The organism is Pseudacidovorax intermedius, from assembly GCF_003350475.1.
Classification (GTDB): Bacteria; Pseudomonadota; Gammaproteobacteria; order Burkholderiales; family Burkholderiaceae_C; genus Xenophilus; species Xenophilus intermedius.
Map to the genome: position 1 here is coordinate 82,093 of NZ_QQAV01000008.1, position 14,316 is coordinate 96,408.

11 protein-coding genes and 1 pseudogene are annotated in these 14,316 nt (G+C 69.0%); 5 read left to right on the forward strand and 7 right to left on the reverse strand.

The window, feature by feature from the left end; all coding sequences use genetic code 11:
- The first annotated feature begins 5 nt into the window (after window positions 1-5).
- Both DFR41_RS18755 and DFR41_RS18760 read left to right on the forward strand, forming a co-directional pair.
- Window positions 6-3,704, forward strand: a complete 3,699-nt coding sequence (locus DFR41_RS18755) for a hybrid sensor histidine kinase/response regulator (protein WP_114803866.1) — start codon at window positions 6-8, stop codon at window positions 3,702-3,704.
- A 2-nt stretch (window positions 3,705-3,706) separates the two neighbouring features.
- Window positions 3,707-4,795, forward strand: a complete 1,089-nt coding sequence (locus DFR41_RS18760) for a response regulator transcription factor (protein ID WP_114803867.1) — start codon at window positions 3,707-3,709, stop codon at window positions 4,793-4,795.
- 86 nt (window positions 4,796-4,881) lie between these two features.
- Here the strand turns inward: DFR41_RS18760 and DFR41_RS18765 are convergent, their stop codons facing one another.
- From DFR41_RS18765 to DFR41_RS18785, 5 genes are all read right to left on the reverse strand, one after another.
- Window positions 4,882-5,595: a gamma-glutamylcyclotransferase gene (locus tag DFR41_RS18765; RefSeq protein WP_114803988.1), complete on the reverse strand. Its 714-nt coding sequence runs from the start codon at window positions 5,593-5,595 to the stop codon at window positions 4,882-4,884.
- A gap of 64 nt (window positions 5,596-5,659) precedes the next feature.
- Window positions 5,660-6,646 (reverse strand): Bug family tripartite tricarboxylate transporter substrate binding protein, encoded by a 987-nt coding sequence (locus tag DFR41_RS18770; protein ID WP_017760886.1) that lies wholly within the window; start codon window positions 6,644-6,646, stop codon window positions 5,660-5,662.
- Window positions 6,647-6,727: 81 nt separating this feature from the next.
- The gene (locus tag DFR41_RS18775) at window positions 6,728-7,876 is read right to left on the reverse strand and encodes a mandelate racemase/muconate lactonizing enzyme family protein (protein WP_076510661.1); all 1,149 of its coding nucleotides are present in this window, start codon (window positions 7,874-7,876) and stop codon (window positions 6,728-6,730) included.
- A 37-nt stretch (window positions 7,877-7,913) separates the two neighbouring features.
- Complete coding sequence (locus DFR41_RS18780) at window positions 7,914-8,909, reverse strand: NAD(P)-dependent oxidoreductase (RefSeq protein ID WP_244917799.1); 996 nt, start codon at window positions 8,907-8,909, stop codon at window positions 7,914-7,916.
- 153 nt (window positions 8,910-9,062) lie between these two features.
- Complete coding sequence (locus tag DFR41_RS18785) at window positions 9,063-9,908, reverse strand: FadR/GntR family transcriptional regulator (RefSeq protein ID WP_114803869.1); 846 nt, start codon at window positions 9,906-9,908, stop codon at window positions 9,063-9,065.
- Window positions 9,909-10,045: 137 nt separating this feature from the next.
- Between DFR41_RS18785 and DFR41_RS18790 the strand changes: the two genes are divergently transcribed.
- The 3 genes from DFR41_RS18790 to DFR41_RS18800 are packed head-to-tail and all read left to right on the forward strand — an operon-like array spanning window position 10,046 to window position 13,442.
- Entirely contained in the window at window positions 10,046-11,017 is a 972-nt protein-coding gene (locus DFR41_RS18790) for a 2-hydroxyacid dehydrogenase (protein ID WP_114803870.1), read from the forward strand.
- Window positions 11,018-11,041: 24 nt separating this feature from the next.
- Entirely contained in the window at window positions 11,042-12,511 is a 1,470-nt protein-coding gene (locus DFR41_RS18795) for an NAD-dependent succinate-semialdehyde dehydrogenase (protein ID WP_114803871.1), read from the forward strand.
- A 40-nt stretch (window positions 12,512-12,551) separates the two neighbouring features.
- Entirely contained in the window at window positions 12,552-13,442 is an 891-nt protein-coding gene (locus DFR41_RS18800; protein WP_114803872.1) for an NAD(P)-dependent oxidoreductase, read from the forward strand.
- A gap of 373 nt (window positions 13,443-13,815) precedes the next feature.
- Here the strand turns inward: DFR41_RS18800 and DFR41_RS28300 are convergent.
- Together DFR41_RS28300 and DFR41_RS18805 are read right to left on the reverse strand one after the other, a co-directional pair.
- Window positions 13,816-14,037: pseudogene (locus DFR41_RS28300) on the reverse strand (Tse2 family ADP-ribosyltransferase toxin); the annotation flags it as partial.
- A 15-nt stretch (window positions 14,038-14,052) separates the two neighbouring features.
- Window positions 14,053-14,316, reverse strand: a 264-nt coding sequence (locus DFR41_RS18805; protein WP_147284398.1) for an RHS repeat-associated core domain-containing protein, incomplete at its 5' end; no start/stop codon positions are given.

Sequence of the window (14,316 nt, forward strand, 5' to 3'; positions counted from 1 at the left end):
GCCGCATGATAGGCAGCCCCGCCCCGTTGCAACAGTCGTGCCTCGCTCGGCATGAAAGCTGCACTCTGCCGCCTGTGAACGCCGACACCTTTGCCACGCCCACCGAGCCCGCCGCCGACGACGCGCCCCAGCGCATCGTCAAGGTCCGGCGCGACTACAACAGCTGGGTCGGCAGCGAGACGCTGGAGGACTACGCCCTGCGCTTCACGCCGCAGCGCTTTCGCAAGTGGTCCGAATGGCGGGTGGCCAACACGGCCTTCGGCGCCGCCTCCTTCCTGATCCTGGAGGCCGTGGGCGCCACGCTGCTGGTGCAGTTCGGCTTTGCCAATGCCTTCTGGGCCATCGTGGCGACGGGGCTGATCATCTTCCTGGCCGGCCTGCCGATCAGCGCCTATGCGGCCCGCTACGGCGTGGACATGGACCTGCTCACCCGCGGCGCCGGCTTCGGCTACATCGGCTCGACCATCACCTCGCTGATCTACGCCAGCTTCACCTTCATCTTCTTCGCCCTCGAAGCCGCGGTGATGGCCTATGCGCTGGAGCTGGCGCTGGGCATTCCGCCGGCCTGGGGCTACCTGGTGTGCGCGCTGGTGGTGATTCCGCTGGTGACGCACGGCGTCTCGGCCATCAGCCGGCTGCAGATGTGGACGCAGGCCATCTGGCTGCTGATGCTGGTGGTGCCCTTCGCCTTCGTGCTGGCGCGCGATCCTGGTGCATTTGCCGGCATCACGCACTATGGTGGTGATCGTGGTGGTGCTTCGGGCTTCGGTTTGCACGGATTTGGTGCCGCGCTGACGGTGGGGATCGCCCTGATCACCCAGATGGGGGAGCAGGCCGACTACCTGCGCTTCATGCCGGCGCGCACCGCGGCCAACCGGGGCCGCTGGTGGGCGGCCGTGGTGGCGGGCGGGCCAGGCTGGGTGCTGCTGGGCGTGGCCAAGATGCTGGGCGGCGCGCTGCTGGCCTACCTGGCCATCACCCACATGGTGCCCACCGAGCGGGCGGTCGACCCGAACCAGATGTACCTGGCGGCCTACGAGTACGTCTTTCCGCAGTACGGCTGGGCGGTGGCGGCGACTGCGTTGTTCGTGGTCATCTCGCAGCTCAAGATCAACGTCACCAATGCCTATGCCGGCTCGCTGGCCTGGAGCAACTTCTTCTCGCGCGTGACGCACAGCCATCCGGGCCGGGTGGTGTGGGTGGTGTTCAACGCCCTGATCGCCTTCATGCTGATGGAGATGAACGTCTTCGAGGCCCTGGGCGACGTGCTGGGCCTGTACGCCAACATCGCCATCGCCTGGATGATGGCCGTGGTGGCCGACCTGGTCGTCAACAAGCCGCTGGGCCTGTCGCCGCCGGGCATCGAGTTCAAGCGGGCCTACCTGTGGGACATCAACCCGGTGGGCGTGGGCGCGATGGTGCTGGCCTCGGGCGTGTCGATCACGGCGCACCTGGGCGTGTTCGGCCCCATGGCACAGGCCTTCTCGGCCGTGATCGCGCTGGGCACGGCGCTGGTCGCCTCGCCGCTGATCGCGTGGGCCACCGGTGGGCGCTTCTATCTGGCGCGGCAGCCGGAGTCCGCACCGGCCGTTGCGGGGCAGCCCATGTTCTTTGCCCCGCGCGGGCAGGCCAGGCCTGAGGACGCCGGCAGCTACCAGCGCCTGGCCCCCCGCCGCTGCGTCATCTGCGAGCGCGAGTACGAAGGCCCCGACATGGCCCACTGCCCCGCCTACCAGGGCGACATCTGCTCCCTCTGCTGCACCCTCGACGCCCGCTGCGGCGACCTCTGCAAACCGCATGCGGGCCTGTCGGCGCAGTGGTCGGCCGTGCTGCGCTGGCTGCTGCCGCGGCGCGTGTGGCCCTACCTGGACACGGGCCTGGGCCACTTCCTGATGCTGATGCTGATCGTGGTGCCGCTGCTGGCCGCCGTCTTCGGCGTGCTCTACCAGCAGGAGCTGCGCGGCATCGGCGACTGGATCGACAGCGGCGGCGCGCCCTCGGTGGCGGCCGGCCGGGCCGCCGGCAGCGAGGCGGCGCAGGCCCTGGGCTCCGGCTTTCTCAAGGCCTACATGGCACTGCTGCTGATCGCCGGCATCGTGGCCTGGTGGCTGGTGCTGGCCCACCAGAGCCGCAAGGTGGCGCAGGAAGAATCGAACCGCCAGACCCGCCTGCTGATGCGCGAGATCGAGCTGCACCGCCAGACCGACCGCGCCCTGCAGGCCTCGCGCCAGGCCGCCGACGAGGCCCGCCAGACCGCCGAGGCCGCCAACCAGGCCAAGAGCCGCTACATCAGCGCCATCAGCCACGAGCTGCGCACGCCGCTCAACAGCATCCTGGGTTATGCGCAGCTGATGGGACAGGACCCGTCGGTGCCGCCGCACCGCCAGCAGGCCGTGGCCGTCATCAAGCGCGGCGGCGAGCACCTGCTCTCGCTCATCGAAGGCACGCTCGATCTCGCCCACATCGAGGCCGGCAAGCTCACGCTGCAGGCCAAGCCCATGGCCTTCGGCGACATGCTGCAGTCGCTGGCCGACATGTTCGAGCTGCAGGCCGCGGACAAGGGCCTGCGCTTCGTCTTCGAGCCCGCGGCGCAGCTGCCGGCCGTGGTGCGCGCGGACGAGCGCCGCGTGCGGCAGATCCTCATCAACCTGCTGGGCAATGCCATCAAGTTCACGGCCCGGGGCCAGGTCACGTTTCGCGCCGCCTATGCGCGCGAGTTCGCCACGCTGGAGGTGGAGGACACCGGCCCCGGCCTGCACGAAGACGAGCTGGCCCGCATCTTCGAGCCCTTCGCGCGCGGCGATTCGCGCGGCAGTGCCCCCGGCGCCGGCCTGGGCCTGACCATGGCCAAGATGCTCACCGACCTGATGGGCGGCGAGATGAAGGTCAGCAGCACGCCGGGGCAGGGCGCGCTGTTTCGCGTGCGGCTCTTCCTGCCGCGGGTGCACGAGGCGATGGCCGGCACGCTGGGCCACGGCGCCTCCATCGGCAGCACCAGCCTGGCGGCGGGGCCGGCGGCCGAATCGCCGGTGCCGCGCCGCGGCTACGAAGGCCCGCGCCGCCAGCTGCTGGTGATCGACAACGAGGAAGCCGACCGCGACCTGCTGGTGCACCTGCTGCAGCCGCTGGGCTTCGAACTGCGCACCGCCGCCAGTGGCCATGACGGGCTGGACCTGCTGGCCGCCGGCTACCGGCCGCATGCCGTCTTCGTGGACCTGGCCATGCCCGGCATCGACGGCTGGGAGACCATCCGACGCGCCCGCGCCCTGTTGGGCGCGAGCCGGGGCGCCGCCCACGAGACCGTGTTCGCCGTCGTCTCCGCCAACGCCTTCGACAAGCGGCTGGAGAACGACGTGGGCATCACGCCCGAGGATTTCTTCGTCAAGCCCGTGCGCCACAGCGAGCTGCTCGACTGGATCGGCCGCCGCCTCGACCTGCGCTGGACGGCCGACCCGGCCGCCGCCGCTGCGCCCGCCGGGCCGGCCGAGCCTGCCGCCATCGTCGCCCCCGGCGCCCAGCGGCTGCGCGCGCTGGAAGAGGCGGTCCAGCTCGGCTACCTTCGCGGGATCATGACCAAGCTCGACGACATCGACGCCGCCCAGCCCGAATGCGCCGCCTGGACGGCGCAGCAGCGCGCGCTGGCGCGGCAGTTCCGCTTCGAGGACATGGGCCGCGCCCTCACCGAAGCGCTGGAAGCTTCCTGACCATGAACGGCATCGACGAACTCTCCGAAGACGACGACGGCGGCGCTGCCGCCGCCGTGCCCGCCATCTCGCCCCTGGCCGCCAGCCTGCGCGAGAACACCGCCCGCGGCGACCTCGTGCTGGTGGTCGACGACGTGCCCGACAACCTGGCCGTGCTGCACGACGCGCTAGACGAGTCGGGCTACACCGTGCTCGTGGCCACCGACGGCCCCACCGCGCTGGCCCGCGCCGCGCAGGCCCATCCGGACATCGTGCTGCTCGACGCCATGATGCCGGGCATGGACGGCTTCGAGGTGGCGCGCCGCCTCAAGGCCGACGCCGCCACGGCGGAGATTCCCATCGTCTTCATGACCGGCCTCACCGAGACCGAGCACCTGGTCGCGGCGCTGGAATCGGGCGGCGTGGACTACGTCACCAAGCCCATCAAGCCCAAGGAAGTGCTGGCCCGCATGAACGTGCACCTGCAGGGCGCCCGCCGCGCGCGCCAGCAGGCCCAGCAGGCCGGCCAGGCGCGCAACGCCCTGGACGCCTTCGGCTACGCCAGCATCACCGTGCGCATGCCCGAGGGGCGGCTGATCTGGCAGACCTCGCTGGCGCGCGAACTTCTGATGCGCTACTGCGGCACCGAGGCGCCCGCCACGCCCGCCGCCATCGTGGCCTGGCTGGAGCGCCACCTGCCCCAGGCCCAGCAGGCCGGCGCCGAGCCCCCGCCCCTGGAGATCGGCCAGCAGGCCGCCAGCCGCCTGCAACTGCGCGTGCACCGCCAGACCGGCGATGCCGACGGCACCCCCAGCGCGGCGGTGCCCGGCGCGGGCGACTGGCTCATCATCATCCGGGAGCTGTCGGACACGGCGGTGATCGAGGCCATGAGCCTGGCCCTGAAACTCACCGCCCGCGAGGCCGAGGTGTTGTACTGGGTGGTCAAGGGCAAGACCAACAAGGACATCGGCGAAATCCTGGGCGCCAGCCCGGCCACCGCCAAGAAGCACCTGGAGCGGGTGTATGTGAAGTTAGGCGTGGAGACGCGCACCGCGGCGGCGGGGGTGGCGATCAAGCGGATTCGGGAGATTCAGCCGCACTTCGAAGTGTGAGGCGGCCAGGACGGCGCCGAAGACTTCAACCCGCCGCCAGACCAGACGGGGGCCTTCCGAGGAGGCCCTGTTGGGCGTTGCCTGGCTCAGTTCGGCAGTACGGGTCGCGAAGCCAGCGCCGTTTGGAGCCGCTGGACTTCCCGGTCTCGAACGCCCAAACCTTCCAGCGCATCCACCGTGTGCTGAAAGTAGTCCCGGCAGTTCCCCAGCACGCCCCGCCCATCTGCGATATACCGCGCCACCTCATCCGGCTCCATCCGCCCCGCATACCGCGGATGCTCACGGTTCGCCACGAAGGTCAGCATCCGCCGCCGCTCCCCCTGGCATTCGGCCGTCACCCACCGCGCGGCATAGGCGCCCGACAGCATCTCCCGCCGCCAGACCAGCTGCAGTTCGCTGCGCACTTGCTCGGCAGCGATGCGCAGGGCGATGCCGCGGCAGGCGCCGCCGCGGTCCAGGGCCAGCATCAGGCCGGGGTGTTCGACGGAGCCGCGGGCCATGTACAGCCACAGGCAGAAGCGGCGGCCCCAGCCGCGCACCAGCGCGGGCGCGGCGTCGATGTGGTGGATGGCGGGATTCCACATCAGCGAGCCGTAGCCGAAGAGGTAGAGGTCTTCGGCCGGGTCGTGGCTCGCCAGGGTGGCGTCCAGGCAGGCGTCCAGCTCTTCCTGGGTGCGCAGCCGCACGTCGGGCGGGGCGCAGGCCTTCATGGCGGCCATCACGGAGCCGTCGAACAGGCTCTCGCGGGTGAAGGGTTGACCGGCAGGCGCCGGAGGCAGCGGGCTGAGGCTGGCGGGCATGGCGTTGGATTGTGCGACGGGCTGGCTGACCGCCAGCACTTTTCGTGCGCGCCCACCCGTCCGCTCACTCCAGCTTGACGCCGGCGTCGTTCACCACCTTCGTCCACTTGGGAATCTCCTTGGCCAGCAGCTCGCCGAAGGCCTCGGGCGTGCTGGCGACCACCTCGACGCCCTGGTCGCGGAACAGCTTGACCACCTCCGGGTCCTTCAGCACGGCCACGATGTCGCGGTTGGCTCGCTCGACGATGGGCTTGGGCACGCCCGCCGGCATCTGCATGCCGAACCACACGATCACCTCGTAGCCCGGCACGCCGGCCTCCTGCACCGTGGGCACCTCGGGCAGCAGCGCCGCACGGCTGGCGCCGGTCACGCCGATGGGCTTGAGCTTGCCGGCCTTGATCTGCTGCATCAGGTTGGGCACGTTGTCGAACAGCACGTCGATCTCGCCGCCCAGCATGGCCATCACCGCCGGGGCGCTGCCCTTGTAGGGCACGTGGGTCATCTTCGTGCCCGTCATGCTCATGAAGAGCTCCATCGACAGATGGTTGGACGAGCCCGAGCCGGTGGAGCCGTAGTTGAGCTTGCCGGGGTTCTTCTTGGCGTAGGCGATGAGTTCGCGCACGTTGGTCACACCCTGCAGGTCGGGCCGCACGACCAGCGCGTTCTGCGTGTAGCCGGCCCACACCAGCGGCTGGAAGTCGGCCGTGGCGTTGTAGGGCAGCTTGTTGCCGTACAGCGCGGGCAGGGCCGAGAAGGGCAGGGGCGTGATGAGGATGGTGTAGCCGTCGGCCGGCGACTTGGCGGCCAGGTTGTTGCCCAGCACCGTGTTGCCGCCCGGGCGGTTGTCCACCACCACCGATTGCTTCCAGGTGCGGTTGAGGCGGTCGCTCACGGTCCGCGCGAGCGTGTCGTTGAAGCCGCCCGGCGTGTACGGAACGATGATCCGCGTGGGCTTGCTCGGGTAGTCGTCGTTGGCCCAGGCGCGGCCCACGGCCAGGGTCAGGGGGGCTGCGGCCATGGCCCGCAGCAGTTGGCGCTTGTCGAATTGCATGGCTTGTCTCCGTTGTTCGTCGTCGTCGTTGTCGTGGTGCCGGTTGCGCACCGGCGGGCGAGGTGGCGGCTGCGGCGTGGGTCAGAACTTCACGACGTAGCCCGGGCCGTCCACCATGGGGTACTTGTCGAAGATCGACTCGTCCACCTCGATGCCGATGCCATGACCGCGCGGCGGCTCGACACAGCCGTCGTCGCCGATCTGGAAGGTGCTGCCGAACATGTCGCGGAAGGGGTTGAAGTGCGACACGCAGGCCTCGAAGTAGCCCGCGTTCTCGGTGGCCGCCAGGAAGTGCAGCGTGGCCGCATGGTTGAGCCCGGTGGCCGAGCTGTGGGCATGCAGCGGAATGCGGTAGGCCGAGGCCATGGCCGCGATGCGCACGCCCTCGGTGATGCCGCCGCTCTTCGAGAGGTCGGGTTGCCAGACCTGCACCGCGCGCGCGTCCAGCATCTGGCCGAACTCGAAGCGGGTGAAGTGGTTCTCGCCGGCCGCAATGGGCACCAGCGGCGAGATCTTGGCGGCCTCGCGGTACGAGGCGAAGTCGTTGCAGGCGAAGGGCTCCTCCAGCCAGCCGGCCTGGATCTCGGCCAGCACGGGCATCACGCGACGCACATCGGCGATGGTGTAGGCGGTGTTGGCGTCGGTGAGGATGTCGATGTCGTCGCCGAGCACCGCGCGCACCTTGCGCAGGCGCGCGACGTCGTTCTTGACGGTGTCGCCGATGCGCAGCTTGACGGCCTTGTAGCCCTGCGCCACATAGGACTGGGCTTCTTCGGCCAGCGACTCGGGGCTCTGGTAGCCCAGCGCGATGCCGCCCGCGTAGGCGGGGATGCGGCGGTGCGATCCACCGAGCAGCTCGTACAGCGGCATCTTGGCGGCCTTGCCGCGGATGTCCCACAGCGCCATGTCGATGCCCGACAGCGCCAGGCAGGTGCCGGCGCCCAGCCCGTGGCTGGACAGCTGCATGCGGTGCACGCGCTGCCAGGCGCCCACCACGTCGGTGGCGTTCATGCCCACCAGCAGCGGCTGCAGCGTGTTGTGGATCAGGCTCACGATGGCACCGGGGCTGCGGCCCGGATGCGCCTCGCCGTAGCCGGTGATGCCTTCGGAGGTCTCGACGCGCACGATGATGCAGTCGCGCTTGAGCGTGCTGCCGATGCCCATGGTGACGGTCTTGCCCTCGGGCAGCCGGTACGACAGCGGGATGGCGGTGATGCGGGTGATCTTCATGGCGTGTCTCCTGTTCTTGAGGGTGGGGTGAAGGTCTTCAGCGGCCGGGCGGAGGTGAGGCGCCGAAGACTTCGGGGTTGACGATGTTGGGTGGTCGCTCGCCGCGCAGCAGCACTGCCGCCAGCGTGTCCACGGCCATCAGGCCCATGGCCCGCTCGGCCTCCTGCGTGATGCCGGCCAGGTGCGGAGTGAGCAGCACGCGCGGGTGCTGGCGCAGGCCGCTGTCGGTGGGCAGCGGCTGGGTCTCGAAGACGTCGAGCACGGCGCCGCCGAGCGGACCGTGCGCGAGCGCGTGCACCAGGTCTTGTTCACGCACGACGGGGCCGCGCCCCACGTTGATCAGCACGGCGCCGGGCTTGGCGTGCGACAGCACTTCGGCATCGACCATGCCGCGGGTCTGCGGCGTGAGCGGGCAGGCGACGACCACGAAGTCGCTGGCGGCGAAGAGCGCCGACAGTTGCAAGGCGGTCATGCCCGCAGGCACCTTGGCGGGCGTGCCGGTGCACACCGCCACGCCCATGCCGAAGCCCTGCTGTGCGATGGCGGCGATGCGCTGGCCGATGGCGCCGAAGCCGATCAGGCCCAGCGTGCGGCCCCGCAGTTCGAAGGTACGGGCGCCGGCCTGCGCCCGCACGGCCCAGTCGCCCGCGCGCACGCTGGCGTCGAAGTCGGCCAACTGCCGGGCGTGCGCGAGCAGGGCGGCAAACACGTATTCGGCCACGGCATTGGCATTGACGGCCGGCGTGTTGCCCACGGGAATGCCGCGCGCGGTGGCGCGCTCGACAGGAATGAAGTCCAGCCCCACGCCCTGGCGCATCACGCATCGCAGGCGCTGAGGGCGGTCGAACAGGTCGGCCGGCAGCAGCCGCCGCACGACGATGCCGTCGAAGCGGCCGATGGCATCGCGCAGCCAGGCGTCGCTGGCCTCACGCACCACGCCTTCGGGAATCTGCTCGGCCTCGGCCCACTGCGTGAGCTGTGCAAAGGCGTCGGGATGCAGCGGGTCGGTCAGCAGGACGCGAGGTGGGCTCATGGCGCGGGGCATTGGCTGGTGCAGGGCCTGCAGCAGCGCCGAGAAGCTGCTTGCAGGATGGGCGGCGGCGGTGTCGGTCTGCCGCTGTTCAACAGACTTCCGCAGAAGTTGTGTGATGAATCTATCAGACAACTTTGCACATGAACCCCGTGTTTACCTTGGGGCGGCGGCTTTGCTTCCCTTGGTTTGCGCGGGCGATGTCGCCCCCAGCTTGGCGCGGGCCACGCGGCGCGCGGCAGCCCGGCTGTCGCCGGTCCAGAAGTCCTGGCCCGCCTGCTCGATGCGCCCTGCGGTGTTGTGCATGTGCATGAAGGCGGCCGTGCGGGCGGCGGCGGCGTCGCGCGCCTTGATGGCGGCGCAGATGGCCTCGTGCTCGGCCTGCACCTGCGCAGCCAGGTCGGTGCGCCGCGCCTCGTTGGAGCGTGTCAGGCGGATCGCGTCGTGCAGTGCACGCGTGAGCATGCCCAGCAGTTCGGTGTAGTGGGCGTTGTGGGCGGCATGCGAGATGGCGATGTGGAAGGCCAGGTCTTCCTCCACACCGTCGCGGCCTTCCTTCTCGGCGCGGGCGATGGCGCGCAGCGCCTGCTGGATCTGCGTCATCTCGGCGCCGGTGCGCCGCTCGGCGGCCAGCGCGGCCATTTCCGCCTCGATGCCGCGGCGCAGTTCCAGGATGCGCAGCACGCCGTGCGCGGGCGACTCGGCGTCGTTGGCGCTGCCCTGGCCCAGGCGGAAGGCGTCCGCGGCCTTCGGGTCGCGCACCACCGTGCCGCTGCCCTGGCGCGTTTCCACCAGCCCTTCGGACTTGAGGCGCGAGATGGCTTCGCGGATCACGGTGCGGCTCACACCGTACTGCTGGGTCATGGCCAGTTCGGTGGGCAGGCGGGTGTTGACGGGATAGACACGGGCGCGGATGTCCGCCGCGATCAGGCCGGTCACCCGGTCGGCCAGCGTGCCTTCGGCAGCGCGGGAGGTCGCATCGTCTTGGATCGAGAAGGCCATGATGAGGGCAGGCAGGTCGGGCCCCGAAGAATAGCACCGGCATGTCGCGCTTGACAGAAGTGATGTGACGTATTTGTAATACAACTTGAGCGCGACACGGCGATGGCCAGCGCATCGCAGAACCAAGAGAGACAGCCATGAACCTTCCCGACCGGCCGCGGGCCTTCCTCTGCCGACGCTTCACCCCCGCCGTCGAGGCCGCCCTGGCCGAACGCTTCGAGCTGGTCGTCAACGAGGACGATTCGATTCTTTCTGCCGCACAGATCTCGGCGCGTGCGCAGGGCTGCCACCTGCTCTTCGTGACGGCCACCGAGCCGGTGACGGCCGACGTCATGGCCGCGTTGTCCCCCACGCTCGCCGTGGTGGCCACGCTGTCGGTCGGCCACGACCACATCGACCTGGCCGCTGCCCGCGAGCGCGGCGTGCAGGTGCTGCACACGCCCGACGTGCTCAGCGATGCCTGCGCCGAGATCGCGCTGATGCTGCTGCTCAACGCCTGCCGCCGCGGCTTCGAGGCCGACCGGCTGGTGCGCAGCGGCGCCTGGCAGGGCTGGGCACCCACCCAGCTGCTGGGCATGGGGCTGGTGGGACGGCGCCTGGGCATCTTCGGCATGGGCCGCATCGGCCGGGCCATTGCTGAGCGTGCGCGGGCCTTCGGGCTGGCCATCCACTATCACAACCGCTCGCGTCTCGTGCCCGACCTGGAGGCGGGGGCCACCTACCACCCGACGCTGGAAGCCATGCTTCCGGACATCGACATCCTCATGATCGCGGCGCCGGGTTCGCCGGCGCTCAAGGGTGTCCTCGATGCCGAGCGACTGGCACGCCTGCCCTCGGGCTCGGTGGTGGTCAACATCTCCCGCGGCGATCTGGTCGATGACGAAGCGCTGATCGATGCGCTGCGCCGCGGCCACATCCGCGGTGCAGGTCTGGACGTCTTTGCCAACGAGCCCCAGGTGCACCCCGGCTATCGCGGGCTCGACAACGTCTTCCTCTCGCCGCACATCGGCAGCGCCACGCACGAGACGCGCGATGCCATGGGCTGGCTGCTCATCGACGGCATCGAGGCACTGCGCGCCGGCCGCACGCCCGACAACCTTCTGCGCTGATCCCTTTCATTCCAAGCACGCACCATGAAGCTCCAACACACCGAACTCTTCCGCCAGCAATGCCTCGTCGGCGGCCACTGGGTCGATGCCACCGACGGCGCCACGCTGCCGGTCACCAATCCGGCGGACGACAGCACGCTTGGCACGGTGCCGCGCCTGGCCGCCGCCGACGTTCGCGCGGCCATCGATGCCGCCAACCAAGCGTTGCCGGCCTGGCGCGAGACCAGCGCCAAGGAGCGCTCGCGCCTGATGCGGCGCTGGTTCGACCTGTGCATGGCGCACCAGGACGACCTGGCCATGATCCTCACGCTGGAGCAGGGCAAGCCGCTGGCCGAGGCCAAGGGCGAGATCGCCTACGGCGCCAGCTTCATCGAATGGTTTGCCGAAGAGGCCAAGCGCGTCTATGGCGACGTGATCCCGGCCGCCAGCATGGACCGGCGCATCGTGGTGCTCAAGCAGCCGGTGGGCGTGGTGGCGGCGATCACGCCGTGGAACTTTCCCAACGCGATGATCACGCGCAAGGCGGGTGCTGCGCTGGCAGCGGGCTGCACCATCGTCATCAAGCCCGCGTCGGCCACGCCCTATTCGGCGCTGGCCCTGGCGCAACTGGCCATGGAGGCAGGCATTCCGGCCGGTGTGCTCAACGTGGTGACCGGCTCGGCCTCGACCGTGGGCGGCGAGCTGACGGCCAACCCGGTGGTGCGCAAGCTCTCCTTCACCGGCTCCACCGAAGTCGGCAAGACCCTGATGGCGCAGTGCGCGGGCACGGTCAAGAAGGTGTCGATGGAACTGGGCGGCAACGCGCCCTTCATCGTCTTCGACGACGCGGACCTGGACGCCGCGGTCGCCGGCGTCATGGCCTCCAAGTTCCGCAACGCGGGGCAGACCTGCGTGTGCGCCAACCGCATCTTCGTGCAGTCGGGCATCTACGAGCGCTTCACCGCCCTGCTGCGAAAGGCGGTGGAAGCGCAGGTGGTGGGCAACGGCCTGACGCCCGGCGTTCAGCTGGGGCCGCTGATCGACGACGCTGCCGTGGCCAAGGTGCGCGAGCACATCGACGATGCCGTTGCTTTGGGCGCGAGCATCGTGACCGGCGGCACGGCGCACCCGCTCGGTGGGCGCTTCTTCACGCCCACCATCCTGGCCGAGGTGTCGCCGAAATCCCGGCTCATGCAGGAAGAAACCTTCGGCCCAGTGGCGCCGCTGATCCGCTTCGAGACCGATGACGAGGCCGTGGCCATGGCCAACGACACGCCCTTCGGCCTCGCGGCCTACTTCTACACGCAGGACTACGCCCGCGCCTGGCGCGTGGCCGAGGCGCTGGAGGTGGGCATCGTCGGCCTCAACGAAGGCCTGATCTCCACCGAGCTGGCGCCCTTCGGCGGCATCAAGGAATCGGGCGTGGGCCGCGAAGGCTCCAAGTACGGCGTGGACGACTACGTCGAGATCAAGTACGTGTGCGCCGGCGGCCTGGGCCGGCCGCTGCCGCGCTGAGCGTGGCGCCACATCGCATCGACAACCAAGGAGACATCCAATGAGCGACAGAAAGATCGGCCTGATCGGCGTGGGCCTGATGGGCCACGGCATCGCCACCAACATCGTGCGTCATGGTCATTCGCTGGCCGTGCTGGAGCACGCGGGCAACCAGCCGCTGGACGCCCTCAAGGCGGCGGGTGTGCGCACCTTCGGCAGCGCACGGGAACTCGCGGCCGAGGTCGACGTGCTGCTGCTGTGCGTGACCGGTTCACCGCAGGTGGAGGCCGTGCTGCTCGGCGATGGCGGCGTGTTGCAGGGGCTGCGGCGCAGTGCGATCGTCATCGACTGCTCCACGGCCATCCCTTCTTCCACCGAGCGGCTGGCCGGTGTGGTGGCCGAAGCGGGCGGGCGCTTCATGGACGCCGCCATGACCCGCACGCCCAAGGAAGCGGCGGAAGGCCGGCTCAACCTGCTGGTGGGCGCGGAGACCGCACTGTTCGACGAATGCCGCCCGCTGCTGGCCTGCTTCGCCGAGAACATCACGCACTGCGGGCCCGTCGGGTCCGGCCACCGCATGAAGCTGCTGCACAACTACGTCTCGCTGGGCTCGGTGGCGCTGATCGCCGAGGCAGCGGCCTGCGCGCAACGCGCGGGTGTGGCGGCCGAGGTGTTCATCGACGTGCTGGCCAAAGGCGGCGGTGGCGGCACGGCACTGGAGCGGCTGCGGCCCTTCCTGTTGTCGCAAGACCCGAGCGGCCTGCGCTTCAGCATGGCCAACGCTTTCAAGGACCTGGGCTACTACACCACCATGGCCCGCGACAGCGGCGGCGCCCACACGATTGCCGAAGGCGTGCGGCAGACGCTGGAGACGGCGGTCGAACAGGGCGATCCCCAGGCCGTTCTGCCGCAGTTGGTGAGCTGGCTCGCCCAGCATCACAAGGCAGTCTGATGGGCGCGTCCGTTGTCTGATGAACCCGTCGCTCGACAGTGCCTTGCCCATTCATTTCTTCAGGCATCGATCAAAACGCCGCGACGCGCCTCGGCGGCTGCGAACCGGAGTTTTGCAGACCTTCCCTACCAGAGCTTCAGATGAGGAGAGCAGAAGCCACGAACAACATCCAACAATTCAAGGACACGATCTTCATCGGGTTCGTTGGTTATTGAGTTTCGTAGCTGCTCCAGTTCAGACTCCATTTGCTTTCCCGTCAAGCCTCGTCGCCTGTATTGAGCAAGTGCCTCGTGGAGCTGCATGAAATCAGCGCCTTCAGAAATCTGTCTTGCAAGCTCTCGCTGTATTTGAGGACTAGAGGACGAGCAGTTTGTCATGGCTTTCTCCATTTGCTATTGGTTCGCTTCAAAGCTTCTTGATATTCACTGGCCGGCATCGTGCGGCTCGGCTGGATTGTTCCGTGCGTTGGGCAATCCTGAACGTATCGCAGATCAGAGCCAAGATTTCCTGAGTCGATGCTCCATACCTCGTCTTTTCCCGTGCCGCCGAGGCTTGGCGGCCGGCGATGGCTCGGCAGATTCCATGGCGTGTTTGGAGCAACCGAAACCCCTCAAGTATTGGGGTGCACATTACCTTGAGCATCAGCGTTGATGTCGCCCGGAATGCGAGCACCCAAACCTCGAGCAGTGGGCTCGGGCAGCGGCTGCCCATCTGCACCGGTCTTCATTGTTCTGAAAAGAGGGCAACTCGTGAGACCCCAAGGATCAATCCACCGAATCGGATTCGGCGCATAAGCATGGGTATTGACCCCACCGAGCAACCCAATCGGATCACGTGATACGAACCGCCCCGAATGCGGGTCATAGTACCGATA